A 20,422-nucleotide genomic window follows, 5' to 3' on the forward strand; every position below is an offset into this window, starting at 1 on the left:
AGTTGTTAAAAATATCAAAGTGTATCAAGAATATTCGCCTTCTTGGCGTCATACTCTTCCTGAGTTATCAGTTGCTTATCAAACAAAGTCTTAAGTTTTCGTAATTTGAGCGTAGCTTCATCTTCCGGTTCTTCAACTGCAGGCGCAGGAGAGGGCGTAGGAGCTGCAACGATTTCTGGAGGAGTATAAAAGGAAACACTTTCTTCCACCACTTCCAGTTTCTCTTCCCGTTCCGTCTGTTTCTGTTGTTCTTTAAAACTCTCCAACTGTTCGTTCGCAATTTGATACAGTTTGCGTGCCTGTACTTTCGGTATATATTCAGTAGCAATATTCTCTCCTTGCTGCGGGACACAAATGAACTTCGATCCGAATAATTCCTCTTTAAACGACACTTCTTTGATGCTTTTCCAGGATATATCTTTGAAGTTCATCGTAATGCCAAAGTTGCCAGGTTCGCAATAGAATATTCGTCTATTGCTAACAGCTATACAATCTGGTAACAAATTGACTGCTGGTTTCTTTTGAACTGCAATATAGATAAGCTCCTCATTGCTGCCCAGCATGTCATTCAGCTTACCTAGCACGCGCTCAACTGCTTTCGGATCTTGTTCGTCGCTTAAAAATTTATCAATAAATGTCATCGTCTTGTTCTTTATCAAAGTTCTTTTTGCTTGCCTTTTTAGGCTCGCATCCGGCAATACAAATTACAAATTCTCCCTTTAGTATATTATTCTCATAATATAATTTGATCTCTTCTAACGTTCCTCTTACTGTCTCCTCATAAAGTTTAGTGAGCTCCCTACTTACCGAAGCCTGCCTGTCGGCACCCAGATACTGTCCAAATTCTTCAAGGGTTTTTAACAATCGATGGGGACTCTCGTAAAGGACCATTGTTCTCTCCTCCTCGGCTAGTTTTTTAAAACGCGTCTGTCTCCCTTTTTTAACTGGTAGAAAGCCTTCAAAGACAAAAGAATCTGCAGGCAACCCAGAATTTACTAATGCAGGTACAAATGCGGTAGCGCCGGGTAAGCATTCCACTTCCAACTCATTTTTAATGGCTTCTCTAACTAAAAAGAACCCAGGATCTGATATTGCAGGTGTTCCCGCGTCAGAAATTAGCGCAACGTTTTTACCTTCTTTTAAAAATTTAATGATCTCTGATGTGGCTTGATGCTCGTTGTGCTGATGATGGGAATATGCCTTTTTATCGATTCCAAAATGCTTCAACATTGGCGCACTGGTACGGGTGTCTTCTGCAAGAATAATGTCCGCTTCCTTTAAGATTCTTATCGCCCTGAAGGTCATATCTTCGAGGTTTCCAATAGGGGTGGGGACAAGAAATAATTTACCAATCACAGTTATGTTATTATCTTTGGTTCAAAATATAAAATAATGTTGCAAGTTAACTATATCCGCGAAAATAGAGAGAAAGTTTTAGAACGATTGAGCGTCCGGAATTTCAAACAACCTGAACTAATTGATGAAATTATAAACGTTGATGAAGAACGCAGACAACTTCAAACTTCGCTGGATAATCTTTCCGCCGCGGCGAACTCCAGTGCTAAACAGATCGGTGAGTTGATGCGCAACGGTAAAAAAGAAGAGGCTGAGGCACTTAAAGGACAAACCGGCGCGAATAAAGAGCAACATAAAACACTGTCAGACCAGCTTACTGCTGCTGAATTGAAGCTCCAAAATCTGATCGTGCAGTTGCCTAACCTTCCTCACCACCTTGTAAAACCTGGAACCACTGCAGAAGACAACGAAACAATATATGTGCACGGTGAGCCTGCAGTTCTTCCAGAAAATGCACTACCGCACTGGGAACTGACAGCTAAGTATGATATCATCGATTTTGAACTAGGAACCAAGATTACAGGTGCAGGTTTCCCTGTCTACAAAGGCAAAGGGGCAAAATTACAACGTGCGCTGATCAACTTCTTTCTAGACCGTGCAACAGAAAAAGGCTATAAAGAAATGCAGGTGCCGCTTTTGGTCAATGAAGCTTCGGGTTTCGGAACGGGTCAACTTCCCGATAAGGAAGGACAAATGTACCACTCAGGGATAGACAATCTTTACCTTATTCCTACCGCAGAGGTCCCGGTTACCAATCTCTACAGAGACGTAATTCTTAAGGAAGAAGATCTTCCCATTAAGAATACTGCATATACACCATGCTTCCGTCGTGAAGCTGGCTCTTACGGAGCGCATGTGAGAGGATTAAACAGACTACATCAATTTGATAAAGTGGAGATTGTACAAGTAGTACACCCGGAAACTTCTTACGACGTTTTAGAGGAGATGAGTGCTTATGTACAATCGATCTTACAGGAACTTGGCTTGCACTACCGCGTACTTCGTCTTTGCGGAGGTGATACCGGTTTTGCAGCTGCAATGACTTATGACATGGAGGTCTGGAGTGCTGCACAACAAAGATGGTTAGAGGTATCATCTGTTTCAAACTTTGAAACCTATCAAACCAACCGCCTTAAGCTTAGGTTTAAGGGAGCAAGCGGTAAAACGCAGCTGGCGCATACTTTAAACGGAAGCGCCCTGGCCTTGCCGCGTATAGTAGCGTCTATCCTGGAGAACAATCAAACAGAGAAGGGGATCAGAATCCCAGAAGTGCTTGTGAAGTACACAGGCTTCGAGTACATCAACTAACCTAGGCAAAAAATATACTGCCTTCACCGGTTTTCAAACTGTATTAAATAAAAAAAGCTTCCATCAAGGAAGCTTTTTTTATACTGGAGTGGATATAGAAATATTCTATAAAATTAAGATCAACAAAAGGATGATGATAATGATCGCACCAACTGAAAGATAAACACCTCCGCCTACAGCACGAGCTTGTTTTTTCAATTCTTTCAATTCACCTTTCAATTCCTTTTTCTCAACTTTAGTTAAGTTAGACTTATCCATAGCCTTGATTTCTTCAACACGATTAGTAATTCGTTGAAGTTGAACTTGCTGCTCAGCAGTCATTTCTTTTTTGTCTTTGTTGTCGGCAGCTGAAACTGTGTTTGCACTGATGGCTAGTGTGAAAACCAGCACTAAAGAGTAAATTAGTTTTTTCATAATGTTTGAGGTTTTTGGTGATATGTTAGCTAATAGCAAAAAGCCTACCAAAGTATTTAGTAGGCTTTAAACGATGTTTGAACATAAACTTGAATGCTTAAATGAGCACTACTTGATCTCAAATACAGTATTCATTGTATAGTTAAGCTTAATTTTCTTGAAGTCTATATCTGCAGCTGCAGCTTCCGCATTTACATCAGCCATTGCACTTTTCATCATCATGTTGGTGCGATAGATTGGTTGAGGATACTGCTCATTGTTTACTTCCTGAATATCAATTACACTTCCAAGCTTATCGCCCAGTGCTTCAACTAAATAAGATGCTTTGATTTTGGCGGCCTGCAATGCTTTTACTTTTAAATCTTTTTTTAACGCTTCGATTTTTGAGTAATCATAACTCTCAATGTTCGTGTAAGCAATGCCTTTGGCATCTACAGCGCCGATAATATCATTCCATTTGTTGAGGTCAGTAACTTTCAAACGATACTGTTTGCTAGCTAAGAAGTCAGGGTTCTTTTTTTTCTCAGTTGCATAATTATAGCTTGACAAGTTGTTAATGGTCAAATTATCTTTATCTAGTCCTGCTTTTTGTACAGCGGTAAACAACTGATTTTCTAAGGTAGTGATGTCTACCTTTTTCTTATTACTATTGTCTTTGAAGTATTCCTTTAAAGATATGCTTAGGTAAATGATGTCTGGCGTAACCTCCATCTCCGAAGAACCACTTACACTAATTTTCTTTCTTAAATCAACTTGTTGTGCACTTGCGCTTAAACTAAGTACAGCGGCAAAGGCGATGGCTAATAACTTTTTCATAATATTTAATTTCATTTGTGTTTGATAGATAGATGTAGTTTTTCTATCAATTCCACACAGGATGTTGAAGAATGGAGAGACTATTCTTCAACCACCTCATTATTAGGGCCTATTTCTTCATGAAGTTCTTCCTTGAAGTAGGTTTTTTGAAAGATAAGAATGATGATCACTCCCACAGATATAGCAGCATCGGCAATGTTGAATACCGGCCTGAAGAAGATAAATTCTTCTCCTGCCCAGATTGGAAACCACGTAGGAAAGTGCCCCTCCAGAATAGGGAAATAGAACATGTCCACCACCCGGCCATGGAATAATTCTGCATATCCGTAGATCTTACCATAGAATACCGAGTCAATAATATTCCCGAGCGCCCCTGCAAATATGAGTGCTACATTAAGGATCAATCCTCTATGATACTTCTTCTGAATCAGGTAATGTAGGCCATAACCGATACCAGCAACCGCAAATATTCTAAATAACGATAATGCAAGCTTCCCAAATTCACCGCCAAATTCAAGCCCGAAAGCCATCCCGTTATTCTCCGTAAAGTGGATAATACACCAATTGCCAATAATTTTAAACTCCTGGCCTATGTACATATTCGTCTTAATCCAGGTTTTTAAAACCTGGTCAGCCAATAGCACGAGAAAAATAATAAGTAAAGGTTTAGTATATCCTTTCATTACGACTGCTTCAGTTTAGCTTCCATACTTAAAGTAGCATGAGGAACCGCACGTAAACGTTCTTTTTGAATCAGTTTACCCGTTTCTCTACAGATGCCATAAGTTTTGTTCTCAATACGAACCAATGCTGCCTCTAAGCTTTCGATAAACTTCTTTTGACGCGCTGCCAACTGGTTTAGCTGCTCCTTCTCTAAAGTTGCAGAACCATCTTCAAGCGTTTTGTATGTGCCTGAAGTGTCTTCAGTACCATTTGAATTTGGGCTACTTAAAGAGCCTGTTAAATCAAGAAATTCCTCTCTTGCCATGCGTAATTTACCCTGAATCAGCTCTCTAAACTCTTGTAATTCGCTATCAGAATACCTTGTTTTTGTCGGTTTTTCCATAATTATTTATTGTTTTGTAACCGAAATCTGTAGCTCAACGTCATCGATTACTATTTTGTTTGCACTGTTTATATCATCCACTAATAGGAGGTCGTTTGCCAGGATTTCGGAACAAATGTAGTTCTTATTTATTCCTACTGCATTAGTGATTAGATTATGGTTTTGTAACCTGACGTTAATTCTATCCGTCACTTCAAAATTCAACTCCTTACGCAAATTTTGTATTCTGTTGATCAGCTCACGGGATAAACCTTCCTGTTTCAGCTCTTCAGTAATGGTCACGTCAAGGGCCACAGTCAGATTTCCCATATTAGTTACCTGCCAGCCAGGAATATCCTCTGCCATAATCTCCACATCAGATAGGTCGATTTCGTAAGAAGTACCAGGAATGCTGTATTTTCCATCTGCTTCGAACTGCGCCAACTGTTCCTGATCCAGTTTTGTAATCACCTCAGCAACCAGCTTCATGTCTTTACCAACCTTAGGCCCCAGCGCCTTGAAATTAGGTTTAATTTTTTTAGTGATGAACCCTGCAGTGTCAGTGATATACTGTATTTCTTTAATATTGGTTTCCGATAAAATCAATTCCTTAACCAATTCAACACGGGAAGCGAACTTATTGTCCAATACCGGTATGAGGATTTTAGCTAAAGGCTGACGGACATTAATGCTCATCTTTTTACGTAGCGACAATACCATAGAAGAAATGTCTTGCGCCAGGTGCATGCGCTCATTCAGTTCTGTGTCAATTAAGGAAGTGTCAGCCTCGTTCCAGATTGATAAGTGAACGGACTGTACCTCATTACGTTCATCACCTGCAGTCAGGTTTAGAAAGAGCCAGTCGGAGAAGAAAGGAGCAATAGGAGACATTAACTGCGAAACCGTCATTAAACAGCTGTACAAGGTTTCATATGCAGCCTTTTTATCAGCTGTCATCTCGCCTTTCCAGAAACGGCGACGGGATAATCTGATGTACCAATTACTCAGGTGCTCATCTACAAAGGTTTGAATAGCTCTGGCTGCCTTTGTTGGCTCATAAGTATTATAGCTTTCGTCTACTTCTGCGGTTAGTGTTTGCAATAACGAAAGAATCCAGCGGTCCAGCTCAGAGCGTTCTGAAACTGGTGTCTGGTTATTTACATCAATTTCGAATTTATCGATATTTGCATATAATGCAAAGAACGCATAGGTGTTGTAAAGCGTACCGAAAAACTTACGGCGTACCTCATCCAAACCTTCCATGCTAAACTTAAGGTTATCCCATGGTGAAGCATTGCTGATCATATACCAGCGGGTGGCATCAGCGCTGTAAGTGTCAATGGTCGAAAATGGATCGATTCCGTTGCCAAGACGTTTAGACATCTTATTACCGTTTTTATCCAGCACCAATCCGTTTGAAACTACATTTTTGAAAGCTACCCCGCCATTGTTAATCCTCTCATTGATTGCTTTTATCTCGTCACTGCTTTCACTTAACATCACTGCAATAGCATGTAGGGTGAAGAACCAACCACGAGTCTGATCGACCCCTTCGGCAATGAAATCTGCCGGATAAGCGTTCTCAAATTCTTCTTTATTCTCGAAAGGAAAGTGCCACTGGGCATATGGCATCGCACCGCTATCGAACCATACATCGATCAGATCTAATTCACGGACCATTTTTTCGCCCTTAGGCGAAACAAGGATCACATCATCCACGAAGGGACGGTGCATGTCTGTTAATTCGAAAGAAGCTTCCATAAAACCAGCTTCAACAGATTTGGCGATCTCAGCATTTAGCTCAGCAATAGAACCAATACATTTCTCTTCAAGGCCATCTGCGGTACGCCAGATTGGTAAGGGTGTACCCCAATAACGCGAACGGGATAAGTTCCAGTCTACCAGGTTTTCAAGCCAGTTGCCAAATCTACCTGTTCCCGTAGCTTCAGGCTTCCAGTTTATCGTTTTGTTTAAAGCCACCATTTTCTCTTTTACAGAAGTAGTTTTTATAAACCAACTGTCAAGTGGATAGTAAAGGATCGGCTTGTCTGTTCTCCAGCAATGCGGATAACTGTGCTCATATTTCTTAACGTCAAATGCCTTGTTGTCTTCTTTAAGCTTTATTGCTAACAAGACATCAGTAGATCTAAAATCTGGCGATTTGCGTTCTTCGTCACTATAATATTCTTCTTTCACATAGCGGCCGGCGAAATCAGTTACCTCAGCTACAAATTTACCTTGCTTATTTACCAAAGGAAGCTCGTTTCCTTGCTCATCTTTGATCATCACCGCAGGTATTCCGCTTTCTTTTGCCACCCGGAAATCGTCTGCACCAAATACGGAAGCAATGTGAACTATGCCCGTACCATCGTCCGTAGTTACATAGTCTGCAGGAATCACACGGAATGCATTTTCATCCAGTTCCACACTGGTGACGTAGGGCATTAATTGCTCATAACGTAAGCCAACCAATTCTTTACCAGTAAACTCTGCCTTAACCGTCCATGGGATCAGTTTGTCACCTGCTTTATAATCTTCAAAAGAAGTGTCTTTCGCTTCGGCCTTGAAATGCTTGTTCAGCAGATCTTTTGCTAAAATAACATTTATAGGCTGGTAAGTATACTGGTTGAAAGTCTGCACTTGCACATAAATGATCTTTTCACCTACAGCGAGTGCACCGTTTGATGGCAAAGTCCAAGGAGTAGTGGTCCAGGCAATGATGGCTGTATCTTCTGTAGGCTCGCTAAACAGAATTTCTGCTAAAGGATGCTGTTGATCTTTCTTTAGGAAAAACTGTGCAGTGATAGATGTATCCTTTAACATTTTATAAGTACCAGGCTGGTTCAACTCATGCGAGCTTAATCCTGTGCCAGCAGCGGGTGAATACGGCTGTACCGTATATCCCTTATAAAGTAATCCTTTGTCGTAAAATGACTTTAAGATCCACCACAAACTTTCAATGTATTCGTTTTCGTAAGTGACATATGGGTTTTCTAAATCTACCCAGTAGCCCATCTTTTCGGTAAGATCATTCCATACATCAGTGTACTTCATTACCTCTTCCCGACAAGCGGTATTGTATTCTTCTACAGAGATCTTTTTACCAATATCTTCTTTAGTGATTCCTAATTTCTTTTCTACAGCAAGCTCGATGGGAAGTCCATGGGTATCCCAACCTCCTTTACGTTTTACCTGGAAGCCCTTAAGTGTCTTATACCTGCAAAAGATATCTTTAATAGCACGCCCCATTACATGGTGAATGCCAGGCATTCCATTTGCCGAAGGTGGGCCTTCATAAAAAGTGAAGGGGTTAGATTTTGGGCGACTTGAAATGCTTTTCTCAAAGATATTTTCAGACTTCCAAAACTCCAGTACCTCTTTACCTATTTTAGCTAGTTCTAACTGTTTAAATTCCCTATACATCAATTAAATATCTCCAAAAATTAAAGGATGCAAAGTTATGATATTTGATTGAGAAATTGAAGTTATGGCCTCTCTTTGGTTTGATTTTTGATCATGAGCGTAGTATAATCAAAATCTGTTGCCATGATAAAGGTATTGAAACTTCAAAAAGCTGTGATCGCATTCATATTAGGAATACTAGCACTGGTAGCTTATGGTATCATGAGCGCTAATAAGATGGAAGAAAGTTCTTATGTACTTACATTGGCGGGCCTGCTTTTTGTAGCAGGGTCATTGATGGCGATTTATCCAATTCTATTTGCCAAGAAAGATAAAAAAGGGAAAGTGGAGCTTGATCCTAAGAAACATGAGTTAATGGAAGAAGAGCCAAAAGGCGCTACTTCTTAACTGTAATCACTCGTCCCGTAACAAGTGTAAAGGTATATATCCTATATAAACCGTCGTCTTCGATTTCGATCTTTTCCACCAATCCTGTCTTGCTAAAAGTATCTGTTACCAGATTACCTTCTCTAACATCATGTAATACTTCAGACGGTGTGTCTTGATTTAGTCTAATCATTTTAGTTTTTTATTATTTGGTAGCTTGTCACTAAGTTAGGTTTTCTAGATCGTTGAATCGGCATTTAGTAGGGATTGCTTCGGCTAGGGATAAGCCAACCCCTACTCAACCCACCATTTACCTTATTTAATGGTAATAACGTTAACGAAATTATTAAAGCAACCAAGCCAAATAAGGTGAATTATGGCTTTAAAGTGGGTGTTGGAATTCAATTTAATGCTATTGAAATGAATATAGATTATCGGATACTGACGCCCTATGAATTCAAAAATAGCTTGGGCACAAATCGAGCTTCCTATAACACTTTACAACTGGGTATATCATATAGATTCAAAAAGTAGTTAGATCTTTTAATTGGAGCGAATACTTATCATATTGTTTAGCATGTTTTCAAGTGAGCCAGATGGTGTTCACAATGCCAGGCATATAGCAAAACTTTATAACTTTTTATCCAAATTCTATAAACTATTACAGCAGAACTAGCATACATTTGTATGTAGTGTTTCTCTAAAATACTTACCTTTAATATACAATGAAAAGCTTTTTATCCATACAATCCAAAGCTGCCTTTTTAACCGTTGTATTCCTGTTGAATACAATAGTAGGGTTTGCTTGTGCTATAAGTACGGATATGGGTATTAAAAATGATCATCATCGAAAGCCGGAAATTAGTGTTCATAGCCACAAACATGATAATGGCCATAAGCACGAGCATAGACAACCTGCGGCTGATCATCATGCACCAAAAAAATCAAAAGACAATTGTTGTAAGGAAGAAGTAGCAAAATTAACCAAGGCGGATAAGCTACAACAGTCTAGCTTTGACTACAGCCTGCTGTCATTGCCTTCTTTCATTTTGCCCGTTGCACTTCACAATTTTCGCAGCACGTCAGGTATAGTTTCGGTAAATATTCCCAATTCGTACTTCGCGAGGCATTGTCGGCCTCCGATTGCAGACGTTCGAATTGCGATTCAAAGTTTTCAGATTTGATTTTTAAGATTTAATTTTTTATTCCGGTAGTAAGGTCTATCCGGCCAAATTATTATACACTTTAAAATCACGATAATGAAAAAGATATTTCTATTGGTTGCCTTTCTTGCAACCGCCTTTGTGCAAACTGGCTTTGCACAACAAGACCATGCGCAAACTTCGGCGGTACTTCCTTTATATTATAACGTCAAAGATGCCTTAGTAGGCGGAAACTCGAGCCTTGCGGCTTCTAAAGCTGGCGATCTGATTAAAGTCTTGAACAGTACGGATGCTAAAGCCATGAGTGAAGGTAACCGTAACGGATTACTGGAACACGCTGCAAAAATTGCCAAAAGCAAAGACTTGAAAATTCAGAGGGAACATTTTGCGGGGCTTTCGACCAGTATGATCGCCTTAGCTAAAAATTCCAAATTATCTGCTCAGCCCGTTTATCAAATGTATTGCCCTATGAAAAAGAGCAATTGGTTAAGTAGTGAGAAGGCTGTAAAAAATCCTTACTACGGCACCGCCATGCTGACCTGCGGAAATGTAGTTGAAACTATAAAGTAATTTTGACTATTGCCCCAAGCGATCGCTTGGGGCTTTCTTACTATCTAAAAAAACACATGAAACAGGTCTATCCAAATGATATTAGCAGGATTTACACTTTGCCGGGTAATACTCATATACAGCCTGTGGATTGGTGGCTAGCCGCTCACAAAACCTTTTTCCAGTGATAAAGAACTGTACCCAGTGGATAGAAACGGTGAAAGACATACTTTCAAAAATGAAATAACAATGAAAAAGTTAATATTATACATCTTATTGATGGTTTTTTATGGGTTTGCATCAGCGCAACAATCCCGCACAACACCAGCTCAAAAAAAGCAAAATTCAGTAAGCTACACCTGCCCTATGCATCCTGAAATCCATAGCAGCAAGCAGGGAAACTGTCCAAAATGCGGGATGAAACTGGTTGCTGAAAAGCAAAGCAAGGTTAAACAGGCGAAACCATTACCGGCTAAAAAAAGCGGGACGTCAACAGTGGGCAATAGGAATATTCCTCAGCAGAAAAAGCAGACTGCTAAACCGGCACCACAAACGACCTATCCTAAGAGTAAAGGACAACTGCACCAGGGTATGGAGATGCATGACAAGGAAGTTCCTGCAAAATCTGGTGGAGCTGAAGAAATAGAAGGCATGCAAATGGAAAATGAGGCCACCATGGACAACATCAAAAAGGCAAAGGCAAATCTTGGACCTATAAAGACCATATCTGCTAGTTCTTCTCCCCGCACTGTGCGGTATGACTTATATGTTGCTGACACCACAGTAACTTTTGGGAACAAGTCTAAACGGGCCATTGCCGTAAACGGGCAGATTCCTATGCCAACACTAACTTTTACGGAAGGGGATACGGCAGAAATTTATGTTCACAATAACCTGGATGAAGAAACTTCATTGCACTGGCATGGCCTGTTCCTTCCTAATAAGATGGATGGCGTACCATTTTTAACGCAAATGCCAATTAAGCCGCACAGCACTTATGTGTACCGTTTTCCAATTGTACAGCATGGCACGCACTGGTACCATAGCCATACCGGGTTACAGGAACAAATTGGTATGTACGGTGCTTTCATCATGAATAAACGAAAAGAATGGGATATCCCTACTTTACCAGTGGTGTTAAGTGAGTGGACCAATATGAATCCCAAAGAAGTTTATCGGAGCCTGAAAAGTGCGACCGATTGGTTTGCCGTACAAAAAGGCGCTACACAAAGCTATGCCGAGGCCATCAAAAGTGGGCACTTCAAGACCAAGGTAAACAATGAGTGGAAGCGCATGAATGCAATGGATGTCAGCGACGTGTTCTATGATGCATTCTTAATTAACGGCAAAAATCAAAATGAACAGCCCCAGTTCAAAGCTGGAGATAAAGTAAGGCTGCGCATAGCCAACGGTGGTGCATCCGACTATTTCTGGCTAAAATATGCTGGCGGAAAGATTACCGTAGTTGCTACCGACGGAAATGACGTAGAACCGGTAGAAGTTGATCGGTTGATCATTGCAGTATCGGAAACATACGACGTGGTGGTAACCATACCTGAAAACAAGAGTTACGAGTTTTTAGTCACACCTGAGGACCGGACCAAGTCGGCTTCCTTGTGGTTAGGAAAAGGTGAAAAGGTTCCAGCGGCCAAGCTTCCCAAGCTCAAGTATTTTGCCGGTATGAAAATGATGAATGAAATGATGGATATGCGGGGCAATATGATTGAAATGGAGGGCATGAAGATGCAAAACCAGATCATGGATATGAATACAGTCATGTACCCTGAGATCACTGGCGAAGAGAACCCAAAGTCAGACAGCAAAAAGACAGAAGAAACAGGTATGAATATGTCGAAAGACAAAAGCATGGCTGGAACGAATATGACTGAAGACAACCCGGATCTTGTAACCTTAAATTATAATATGCTTCGGGATCCAAAAAAGACAACCTTACCGAAAGGTCCATGGAAAGAACTAAAGTTTGACCTTACCGGCAATATGAACAGGTATGTATGGACCTTAGACAATAAAACGGTTTCAGAAAGCGATAAAATCCTCATCAAAAAAGGCGAAAACGTCCGTGTTATCATGTTCAATAATAGCATGATGCGTCATCCAATGCACCTGCACGGCCATGATTTCCGGGTACTCAACCAGCAGGGTGAAAATGCACCAATGAAAAACGTCATTGACATTATGCCTATGGAGCGTGATACAATCGAATTTGCTGCCACAGAGCCCGGTGGAGACTGGTTTTTCCATTGCCACATCCTTTACCACATGATGAGTGGCATGGGTAGGGTCTTTAGTTATGAGAATTCAGCACCTAATCCTGAAATTCCAAATCCTAAGCTTGCACAAAGAAAACTGTTTGCTGACGACAGGGGATTTCATCCAATGGCTAGCATCGGACTGGAAAGCAATGGTAGCGATGGGGAGCTTATGTTCTCCAGCACCAGGTACCGCCTTTCGACCGAATGGAGGGTTGGGATTAAGTCAGCCCACGGTATCGAGAGTGAAACCTATTTTGGCCGATATATCGGTACAATGCAGTGGCTGTTTCCTTTTGTTGGATTTGATTACCACTACAATAGCATGAATGATGAGAAAGAAAACAACTTATTCGGCCAATTAAGTAACCAGAGAAATAGAAAAGAAGCTGTAATCGGAGTTCAATATACCCTTCCAATGCTGGTGACTGCTGAAGCAAGGCTAGATAGTAAAGGAAAGCTCCGTTTCCAGCTCATGCGGGAAGATGTACCTCTGACAAGTAGGCTTCGGTTAAACATTATGGGCAATACCGACAAGGAATATATGGCGGGTTTTAGATATATCGTTACTAAATACTTCTCTTTATCTACCCATTATGATAGTGATATGGGTTACGGCGGAGGAATAACATTAACTTATTAAAACAGATCATTATGAAGCATACCAACAGTAAGGCTGCCCGCAGCCTTACTGTTGGAGATCATAAAATATGGCTCTCCTGCCCCACCCGGTTTCATACTAAGAAAACGCACGCAGCTGCTCATCTGCAGCCGCACGGTTCTCCGCTCGTTTGCTCAGTTCCGCGTGTTCCAATGCTGCTTTCAATGCGTCTTTATCCAAATCATGGCAATAAGCAGGTACGCCAGGCTCTTGTCTCCAGGATTCTGAAAGGGAACCACAATCAATTGCATCAAAGCCCATGGCATCGATCAGTTGCATAACAACTTGCTTTTCGGATTCATCATCTCCTGCAATGGAAAGAGCGATCCGATTTGGGCTTCCCGCCGGAACACCCTTTTCTGCCAGGCTTGCAGCAAAGATGTTGTTGAAAGCTTTGATCACAGGATGACCAATCACGCTGGCCACCCAAGCGCTATCTGGCAGGCCTGCGACGATCTCTTCAAGTTCCCCGTCACGGCTCGGATAGTAATTACCGGTATCAACGATAATAGCCTTCGAGGCTGAAAGAACAGAGATCGGCAATTCTGGTATCGCTTTTTCGGGAATGGTAACAATAACCAGATCTTCTGCCGCCGCTGCCTGTTCGGCAGTTGCTGCGGTAGCACCTGTCTCTGCTGCAAGTTCAGTTAAAGTTTCCGGTCCTCGTGAGTTGGCGATCTTGACTTCATGCCCAAGTTTTGTCAGGTGGTGTACAAGTGCAGTACCAATATTTCCTGATCCAATAATTCCTATTTTCATATCTCTGTGAATTTGTTAAATATGCTGATGTGCAAATTAAGTCAACTCAAAAAACCGGTCATTAGTTTTGTTTAAAATAGGCTTTGCATAATAGAATACATAGTTTCATTGCCCTTAATCCTACTGTAAGCCCGGGGACTCGTTACAGAAACAAAAAGCAAAAAAGATATAAACTCCATATAAAAAGGAGGGTTGCCGTATCCTTGCTGTATGCTCGCCGTATCATTGGCGTATCCTAGGGATACAGCAACCATATGGCAAGGATAACCCAACGATACGGCAAGGATACAGCAACCCTTTCGTTTACTTGTATTTGCTATTTAGTTACTCCATTGTTTATATACGCTTAATTCGGTTTATCTCAAATTTAGTGTTAACTTGTTAAAAAACAAAAAGTTATGGGAATTTTAAAACATGGGCCTAATGGCCATCTTAGCGGCAGAGTAGGTAAAATAGTCTATTATAATCTGAATGGGCAAAATGTATCAAGGGAAATTGGAGTCAAGACCAAAGACTGGTCATCTGCACAAATCGGTGTAAGAAGCAAAACGTCGGTATCCAGTAAGTTGTTCACACACTTTAAGCCGTTTTTCAATGTTGGGTTCAGTATAGTGACTAAAGACACTACTATGAACCCCTTCAATATGATGGTGAAAATCAACAGACCGAAAATGTGGACAGGGGATGATCTAATAGTAGATTATTCGAAGCTTGAGCTCAGCAGAGGTGTGCTTCAACCCGGGGAAAACCTGCAGGCTTCTGCTACTAACCAAACTATCGATTTCGCTTGGGAGGCGAAGGATAAAATGCCCTGGCCTGAGTCTACAGATCTCGCCATGATGATTGCTTATTTTCCTGAGAAAGAAAGGGTAGTGGTTAAGATAGGAGGAAACGCGAGAAATAGTGGCGGAGACCAGTTGCAGCTTCCTCCAAGTTTGAAAGGATTACATGCAGAAACCTATATCGGCTTTGTGGCCGCGGATAGAAAGCAGGTTTCTGACAGTACTTACCTTGGCAGTTTAGAAATACCAATCGCATAGTTATGGGGATTTTACCATCGGGAATATTAGGTCCCATTAAAAATAAGACCGGAGCTGTTATTGGAAGAATACACCGGGGCCAGAATGTGATTACGCAGTTGTATAAGAAGCGTAAACGTAAAAGGGTACGTTCAAAAGCCCAATTGGCCTCTGAGTATCGTCTTGGCCAATTAAGCAGTTTTCTAAGTCAGATCCAAGTTTTGGTCGATAGCGGATTTAAAAGCAAGGTCAAACACAATACTGCGGTTAATGCTGCGCTTTCTTACAATTATGATCACGCCTTTATCAAGGTTGGAGCAGATCTGGAGCTCAATTATGCTAAACTGGTTTATAGCCTTGGAGAGGTAGAGGGTCCGGAATCTCCCGAGATGGCTTACAAAGATGGATTCCTAACGCTAAGTTGGTTCGATATGCCGCAGTCAGAATATTGCCAGTTTTCAGATAAAGCCACAATACTAATTTATGAACCTACTAGCCGTTCTGATATCATTTTTAAAGTGGCTTGTCAGCGTTCAGATTTAAATGTGCTGCTAGATATTCTTCCCTTCATTGACAAAGAAGTACATTGTTACATCAGTTTCGCTTCTTCAGATGGGAAGCGTCAGGGTAATAGTGTTTATCTGGGTCTAGTTAAGACGAGTATTTAGTCGTATTAGACTTAATTGCATCTAAGTCTTCAATAACGCACAAAAAAAGGGTTGCAAACCGTAGTAATGCAACCCTTTCCCATAAAATATTACTGTTATTTTTTCTCAGGCAACAACACGAAACGGATGTAATTGTCTTCATTTAAATATTTTTGAGCCGCAACTTTACTGGTCTCAACCGTTACTGCGTTTACTTTTTGAACATAGTTCTTAAAGGATCCCATATCTTCTCCAAACTTCAGTCTCGAAGTGATATAGTTTAACCAGTAACCATTCTGACGAAGGCTTAGTTCATGCTGACGTTGCTCTTCGGACTTAAATTTGCTAACATCATCTGTAGAAGCTCCACTCGTTTTAATTTTAGCTACCTCATCTAAAGACGCAGCAATTAGCTTCTCTACATTTGCAGGCGCACAGCTAAACGAAATGGTGAAGTAGTAATGTGCATTTGGCTCTTTTTCTACGCTTAAGCCGACATTCGGACTATAAACACCACTTTCTTTTTCACGTAAACGCTCCAGGATCTTAATTTCAAGAGCAGCTTTTACAGCATCAAGCTGGATATATTCAGTCTCGCTATAATTATAATCCCCATGGATGTACAATTGTACCGAAGCTTTGTCTTCCAATCCCTTGTAAACAGTTTTGCTTACTTTTCCTTTTGGAGCACGAATGCCATTGTCAACATAAGCTTGAGTCTTACCTAAAGAAGGAAGACTAGCGATATACGTTTCAATTAAAGGCTTAATAGTCGCCATATCGAAAGCACCAACAATTACAAATACTTGTTCGCTATTGTCAGCAAAGCGATCTTTGTAAAATGCGTAGGCTTTGTCCAAGGATACCTGATCAAGGTCTGAAACCGTAGTTGGCATTCCGCGCTTGTGGTAGTTGTTCAATACTGCTTGTACCGTGTCAGAAAAAACACTTCCTGGAGCTGCATTCTTATTTGCCAGGATTACTTTAGTGTCGCTGATGTTTTTATTAAAGATTTCCGTATCCTTTCTTGGATTGGTGCCATAGGCGTATACCAGTTCAAAAGCTGTTTTTAAGTCCTTCGGCGAAGCACTTCCACCAAAGCCCTGGTAAAGTTCGTCGATATATGCACCGGAGCGGGCAGTATTTCCTGCAAGCAGTTTATTCAACTGGGTAGGATTAAAATCACCAACACCGCTTTGAGAAATAAGACTTACCATTTGTGCAGATTGGAAATCAGCGTCGCTAGCCAAGGACAATCCTCCTTTTGAAAAAGAGCTAAACAATACCTGATCATTTTTGAAATCAGTTTGCTTCAAGACTACTTTAATGCCATTGCTCAACTTTAACTCTGTTGCGCCAACTGCATCCAACTTGGTTTCTGAAACTATTTTTCCAGCAACCGGAGCAACAGGAATCAATGGTTTATTAACCGTATTGTCCACATATGCTACTACTCCAGCACTTGCGTTCTTAGCTGCAGCGATCATCTGTGCTTCTGTTGGCAAAGTCGCCTTATCCTTTTCAGGCGCCTGAACAACAATTATTTGGTTTTCTTTAGTGATTAACTGTTTAGCAACAGCATTTACCTCAGCTAGTGTGGTGGCATTAAGTGTTTTCTGGGTCTCGGCGTAATCATAGTCAATGGAAGGGATAGCACTTCCGCTTAAGAAATTACTCAAATACTCCTGAACAAACTTTGAAGATGATGTTTTGTCTTTTTCTTTAAACTGCTTTTCGTTGGCTGCAAGTATATTTTTTCGTGCTACGTCTAGCTCTGACTGGAGGAATCCGAATTTGCTCATGCGCTCGTTTTCTGCCAATGCTGCCGTAAAGGCTTTCTCTAACGCAGCGCCGGAGTTCGCCGCTACAACAGTCTGGAATGCACTCACTCCAGAGACTAAACCGCCTTGATAGGGTCCGTAGTTGCTTTGGGCAAACAAAAACGGGGCATTCCCTTTTTGTAGGATCTCCTGCAATCTAGCGCCCAACATGCTGTTGATCATGCTGTTGATTAAATCTTTCTTATAATCACTCGTTGTCTTAATCGCGCCGCCCTTATGCTTATACATAATCATTGCGATGTTGTAAGGCTGCTCAGGATCAGTTATAATTTTGATTAATGGTTCTTTGTTTTCAGGTAAGCCATAAGTCTCTCTTGGTCTCGGACTAGCTGGATTGGCTAAATCACCAAAGTTGGTTTTTATCAATTGTTCCACTTCATTAACATCGAAATCTCCAACAGCTATAATCGCCTGCAGGTTCGGACGGTACCAGTCTTTGTAGAAACTTTTAATCTTGTCGTGGGTAAACGTGTTCAAGATCTCGGTTTTTCCAATAGGAAGACGGTTTTCATACCTTGAACCTTTTAAAAGCAAAGGCAACAATTGTTTACTCATACGCTCGCCGGCATTCTTACCGCGCTGACGATCTTCTTCGATGATTACACCCCGTTCTTTGTCGATTTCATCACCTTCCATTAATACTTTTCCAGCCCAGTTTGCAAGGATTTTAAAGCCTGATTTGAAAACAGCCGCACTGTCGGTAGGAATCGGTAGTTGATAAACGGTTTGCTCAAAACCTGTATACGCATTTAGATCTGCTCCAAAACGAACGCCAGCTTTTTGCAGGTAATTGATCATTTCATTTTTAGGAAAGTCTTTTGTACCATTGAATGCCATGTGCTCTGTGAAGTGAGCAAGGCCTTGCTGATTATCTTCTTCCATCAAAGAGCCAATCTTATTAGCTAAATACAATTCAGCCCTTTTGTTGGGCTCCGTATTCTTTTTGATGTAGTAAGTTAATCCGTTGGCAAGTTTGCCAATCTTTACACTTGGATCATTAGGAATGACAGATCCGGATTGTTTCTGTACTGTAGTCAGCGGTTTCTTCGCTGCAACTGGTTTTTTTTGTGCCGAAACAGGACTGCTTAACACTAAAAATGCTAAAACTCCTGTTGCTAGAACGTGTATTGTCTTTTTCATTGAATGATCAGTTAATTGGGATAAAAATAATCTTTTATCCCAATTAACTGATCACAATTATATAGTATTAGGTGTATAAACCTTGATTACACCATCTCCCTCACTGCTAACCAGTAATAGACTTTTTTTCGTGGGGCTATCTTTCGCTGGAATGAACAATAAACCTTCTGGAGCATCGCCACACTTAACCAATTGAAGAAACACTGGTTTCGAAGGCACGGTAACGTCATATATTGCCACTGCATCTGCTCTTTCCATACCGACAAATGCTACTTTTTTATTGCCAACCTTTCCAATGGTGATGCCTTCAGGCTCCACGCTTTTATCATCGCTTCTTCCATCATCATATACGCCGGCAGTAACACTGACCTTGTCAAGCTCGTTTTTACTATCGAATACCTGAGCTCCTGTATTGCCATTCCAAACACTGAACGAGCGTGATCCCAAAGAATACAATTCGTCGAGGTCAACATCACCATCTTTATCACCTAAAGTTGTGGTAACATTTAATCGTCCTAAATTGGCATCTAATTTTAAATTAATAGCGTCTGGAAAAGCGGTAGCATCTAATTTAACATCCTTATTTTTAACACGTAACATTTCAGTGAAAGCAGTATATTCTCTGGAGTCACCTTCATTGGCAGTAAAAAGAAATGGAGTTCCATTGTCTTCTAATAGGGCGATTGCATCTGGAAGATACATTCCTTTCACATTCCATTTTGCTGGTTTATATACTTTATCATCATCACTCATATCAACTTCATTACCAGCCAGATTGTAGTCTTTAAAGCCTAAAGGAAATATATTTGTGATTGTTTTAGATGCGATATTAATCTTAGCGATTCCATTGTTTTCCTGTAAAGTAACCCAAGCTGTTTTTGAGTCGCCTGAAACAGTGATGTATTCTGGCTCTATGTCTTTTACGAATGAAGCGCCAAGTCCAAAGATCCTAAAACCTTTAGATTTTAGATCTGCCTGCTGACCTGCCATTGAAGAGAAGTCGATCGTAGTTACTGCATAATTTTCAGTCACAGAAATTATTGAAACCGTTCCAGAAGGATCAGTTTTATAGTCAGCACTAGGTTCACCTTCGTTAGCAGATAAAATGAATTTTCCATCTGGTGAAAAAGTAACCATGTCTGGCAACGCACCTACTACAACCTCAGCTATTTTACTATAATCGCTGGTTTTGAAAACCACTACTTTACCATTAGCCTGTTTATCGGTTGCTTGAATAGCAGCGGCAAGTTTTCCGTCATAAACGGCAACACTATTCACGGCACCACCATAAGGAAGCATGGCAATGACACCAATTGATTTCATGGTTGAAGGATTACTGAAATCAATCACTTCAATTTGATTTACCTGATTTGCAAGACCTTCATTTTCGTTTCTCACTACAAAAAGTCTTTTCGTGATCGGATCAAATGCTGTGATTTCTGCAGCACCAGTTTCGCCCACATCAAATGAGGCAGTTTCAGCAAATGTCGAGGCATCTTCATTTACAAAAAACTCAGGCTCAGTAGTTTTAGGGCTATCTTTCTTGCAGCTAATCAAAGCCATTAGCAAGAGGCTAAATAGTAGTGTTCTTTTCATAATTTAGTTTCTAATAGAGGGCGAATCTACCCTTGCGACGTTATCCTAG

The 20,422-nt window shown here is 40.8% G+C and carries 18 protein-coding genes; 7 read left to right on the top strand and 11 right to left on the bottom strand.

The features are described 5' to 3' along the window. Positions 1 to 14: 14 nt before the first annotated feature. Both WKF66_RS03845 and rsmI read right to left on the bottom strand, forming a co-directional pair. Positions 15 to 641 (bottom strand): PH domain-containing protein, encoded by a 627-nt coding sequence (locus WKF66_RS03845; RefSeq protein ID WP_489673084.1) that lies wholly within the window; start codon positions 639 to 641, stop codon positions 15 to 17. Next, on the bottom strand, positions 628 to 1,356 hold the full coding sequence (gene rsmI, locus WKF66_RS03850; RefSeq protein ID WP_489673085.1) for a 16S rRNA (cytidine(1402)-2'-O)-methyltransferase: 729 nt from the start codon (positions 1,354 to 1,356) through the stop codon (positions 628 to 630). The genes WKF66_RS03845 and rsmI overlap by 14 nt, the downstream gene beginning before the upstream one ends. 36 nt (positions 1,357 to 1,392) lie before the next feature. On the opposite strand from rsmI, the gene serS reads away from it, so the two are divergent. After that, on the top strand, positions 1,393 to 2,664 hold the full coding sequence (gene serS / locus WKF66_RS03855; protein WP_489673086.1) for a serine--tRNA ligase: 1,272 nt from the start codon (positions 1,393 to 1,395) through the stop codon (positions 2,662 to 2,664). A gap of 105 nt (positions 2,665 to 2,769) precedes the next feature. Here serS and WKF66_RS03860 read toward each other — a convergent pair whose 3' ends face one another. The 5 genes from WKF66_RS03860 to ileS all read right to left on the bottom strand — a co-directional run bounded on the left by WKF66_RS03860 (position 2,770) and on the right by ileS (position 8,362). After that, complete coding sequence (locus WKF66_RS03860; RefSeq protein ID WP_489673087.1) at positions 2,770 to 3,078, bottom strand: hypothetical protein; 309 nt, start codon at positions 3,076 to 3,078, stop codon at positions 2,770 to 2,772. 108 nt (positions 3,079 to 3,186) lie between these two features. After that, positions 3,187 to 3,894, bottom strand: a complete 708-nt coding sequence (locus WKF66_RS03865; RefSeq protein ID WP_489673088.1) for an SIMPL domain-containing protein — start codon at positions 3,892 to 3,894, stop codon at positions 3,187 to 3,189. Positions 3,895 to 3,974: 80 nt separating this feature from the next. Next, positions 3,975 to 4,577, bottom strand: a complete 603-nt coding sequence (locus WKF66_RS03870) for a lipoprotein signal peptidase (protein WP_489673089.1) — start codon at positions 4,575 to 4,577, stop codon at positions 3,975 to 3,977. Beyond that, positions 4,577 to 4,960, bottom strand: a complete 384-nt coding sequence (locus tag WKF66_RS03875; RefSeq protein WP_489673090.1) for a TraR/DksA family transcriptional regulator — start codon at positions 4,958 to 4,960, stop codon at positions 4,577 to 4,579. Before WKF66_RS03875 ends, WKF66_RS03870 begins: the two co-directional genes overlap by 1 nt. Before the next feature lie 6 nt (positions 4,961 to 4,966). Continuing rightward, complete coding sequence (gene ileS, locus WKF66_RS03880) at positions 4,967 to 8,362, bottom strand: isoleucine--tRNA ligase (RefSeq protein ID WP_489673091.1); 3,396 nt, start codon at positions 8,360 to 8,362, stop codon at positions 4,967 to 4,969. 123 nt (positions 8,363 to 8,485) lie between these two features. On the opposite strand from ileS, the gene WKF66_RS03885 reads away from it, so the two are divergent. Continuing rightward, a complete protein-coding gene (locus WKF66_RS03885; protein ID WP_489673092.1) occupies positions 8,486 to 8,749 on the top strand; it encodes an isoleucyl-tRNA synthetase in 264 nt (87 codons plus the stop codon). On the opposite strand, the gene WKF66_RS03890 is transcribed toward WKF66_RS03885, so the two are convergent. Further along, on the bottom strand, positions 8,739 to 8,921 hold the full coding sequence (locus tag WKF66_RS03890; RefSeq protein WP_489673093.1) for a hypothetical protein: 183 nt from the start codon (positions 8,919 to 8,921) through the stop codon (positions 8,739 to 8,741). The two genes, WKF66_RS03885 and WKF66_RS03890, sit on opposite strands and share 11 nt — an antisense overlap. Before the next feature lie 532 nt (positions 8,922 to 9,453). Here WKF66_RS03890 and WKF66_RS03895 point away from each other — a divergent pair. From WKF66_RS03895 to WKF66_RS03905, 3 genes are all read left to right on the top strand, one after another. Continuing rightward, complete coding sequence (locus WKF66_RS03895; protein ID WP_489673094.1) at positions 9,454 to 9,912, top strand: hypothetical protein; 459 nt, start codon at positions 9,454 to 9,456, stop codon at positions 9,910 to 9,912. Positions 9,913 to 9,987: 75 nt separating this feature from the next. Next, positions 9,988 to 10,461: a DUF3347 domain-containing protein gene (locus WKF66_RS03900; RefSeq protein WP_489673095.1), complete on the top strand. Its 474-nt coding sequence runs from the start codon at positions 9,988 to 9,990 to the stop codon at positions 10,459 to 10,461. A 228-nt stretch (positions 10,462 to 10,689) separates the two neighbouring features. Then, positions 10,690 to 13,353, top strand: coding sequence for a multicopper oxidase domain-containing protein (locus WKF66_RS03905; RefSeq protein ID WP_489673096.1), 2,664 nt, complete (start codon positions 10,690 to 10,692; stop codon positions 13,351 to 13,353). Positions 13,354 to 13,449: 96 nt separating this feature from the next. Here the strand turns inward: WKF66_RS03905 and WKF66_RS03910 are convergent, their stop codons facing one another. Continuing rightward, positions 13,450 to 14,130 carry an NADPH-dependent F420 reductase gene (locus WKF66_RS03910; protein ID WP_489673097.1) on the bottom strand — a complete coding sequence of 227 codons (681 nt, stop codon included), beginning with the start codon at positions 14,128 to 14,130 and terminating at the stop codon, positions 13,450 to 13,452. A 398-nt stretch (positions 14,131 to 14,528) separates the two neighbouring features. On the opposite strand from WKF66_RS03910, the gene WKF66_RS03915 reads away from it, so the two are divergent. Further along, positions 14,529 to 15,170: a DUF6266 family protein gene (locus WKF66_RS03915; RefSeq protein WP_489673098.1), complete on the top strand. Its 642-nt coding sequence runs from the start codon at positions 14,529 to 14,531 to the stop codon at positions 15,168 to 15,170. Between the two features lie 2 nt (positions 15,171 to 15,172). After that, complete coding sequence (locus tag WKF66_RS03920; protein WP_489673099.1) at positions 15,173 to 15,817, top strand: DUF6266 family protein; 645 nt, start codon at positions 15,173 to 15,175, stop codon at positions 15,815 to 15,817. A gap of 95 nt (positions 15,818 to 15,912) precedes the next feature. Here WKF66_RS03920 and WKF66_RS03925 read toward each other — a convergent pair whose 3' ends face one another. Both WKF66_RS03925 and WKF66_RS03930 read right to left on the bottom strand, forming a co-directional pair. Next, a complete protein-coding gene (locus WKF66_RS03925; protein WP_489673100.1) occupies positions 15,913 to 18,777 on the bottom strand; it encodes a M16 family metallopeptidase in 2,865 nt (954 codons plus the stop codon). A gap of 57 nt (positions 18,778 to 18,834) precedes the next feature. Then, the gene (locus WKF66_RS03930; protein WP_489673101.1) at positions 18,835 to 20,373 is read right to left on the bottom strand and encodes a choice-of-anchor I family protein; all 1,539 of its coding nucleotides are present in this window, start codon (positions 20,371 to 20,373) and stop codon (positions 18,835 to 18,837) included. Positions 20,374 to 20,422 lie beyond the last annotated feature (49 nt).

It is taken from the genome of Pedobacter sp., from assembly GCF_037719805.1.
Lineage (GTDB): Bacteria > Bacteroidota > Bacteroidia > Sphingobacteriales > Sphingobacteriaceae > Pedobacter.

Bases quoted from the DNA above. Each gene is read 5' to 3' on its own strand.
- WKF66_RS03860 (WP_489673087.1), bottom strand. From the start codon at position 3,078: ATGAAAAAACTAATTTACTCTTTAGTGCTGGTTTTCACACTAGCCATC.
- WKF66_RS03920 (WP_489673099.1), top strand. From the start codon at position 15,173: ATGGGGATTTTACCATCGGGAATATTAGGTCCCATTAAAAATAAGACC.
- WKF66_RS03865 (WP_489673088.1), bottom strand. From the start codon at position 3,894: ATGAAAAAGTTATTAGCCATCGCCTTTGCCGCTGTACTTAGTTTAAGC.
- WKF66_RS03900 (WP_489673095.1), top strand. From the start codon at position 9,988: ATGAAAAAGATATTTCTATTGGTTGCCTTTCTTGCAACCGCCTTTGTG.
- WKF66_RS03890 (WP_489673093.1), bottom strand. From the start codon at position 8,921: ATGATTAGACTAAATCAAGACACACCGTCTGAAGTATTACATGATGTT.
- WKF66_RS03885 (WP_489673092.1), top strand. From the start codon at position 8,486: ATGATAAAGGTATTGAAACTTCAAAAAGCTGTGATCGCATTCATATTA.
- WKF66_RS03845 (WP_489673084.1), bottom strand. From the start codon at position 641: ATGACATTTATTGATAAATTTTTAAGCGACGAACAAGATCCGAAAGCA.
- ileS (WP_489673091.1), bottom strand. From the start codon at position 8,362: ATGTATAGGGAATTTAAACAGTTAGAACTAGCTAAAATAGGTAAAGAG.
- WKF66_RS03915 (WP_489673098.1), top strand. From the start codon at position 14,529: ATGGGAATTTTAAAACATGGGCCTAATGGCCATCTTAGCGGCAGAGTA.
- WKF66_RS03930 (WP_489673101.1), bottom strand. From the start codon at position 20,373: ATGAAAAGAACACTACTATTTAGCCTCTTGCTAATGGCTTTGATTAGC.
- WKF66_RS03875 (WP_489673090.1), bottom strand. From the start codon at position 4,960: ATGGAAAAACCGACAAAAACAAGGTATTCTGATAGCGAATTACAAGAG.
- WKF66_RS03905 (WP_489673096.1), top strand. From the start codon at position 10,690: ATGAAAAAGTTAATATTATACATCTTATTGATGGTTTTTTATGGGTTT.
- WKF66_RS03895 (WP_489673094.1), top strand. From the start codon at position 9,454: ATGAAAAGCTTTTTATCCATACAATCCAAAGCTGCCTTTTTAACCGTT.
- WKF66_RS03925 (WP_489673100.1), bottom strand. From the start codon at position 18,777: ATGAAAAAGACAATACACGTTCTAGCAACAGGAGTTTTAGCATTTTTA.
- WKF66_RS03910 (WP_489673097.1), bottom strand. From the start codon at position 14,130: ATGAAAATAGGAATTATTGGATCAGGAAATATTGGTACTGCACTTGTA.
- WKF66_RS03870 (WP_489673089.1), bottom strand. From the start codon at position 4,577: ATGAAAGGATATACTAAACCTTTACTTATTATTTTTCTCGTGCTATTG.
- serS (WP_489673086.1), top strand. From the start codon at position 1,393: ATGTTGCAAGTTAACTATATCCGCGAAAATAGAGAGAAAGTTTTAGAA.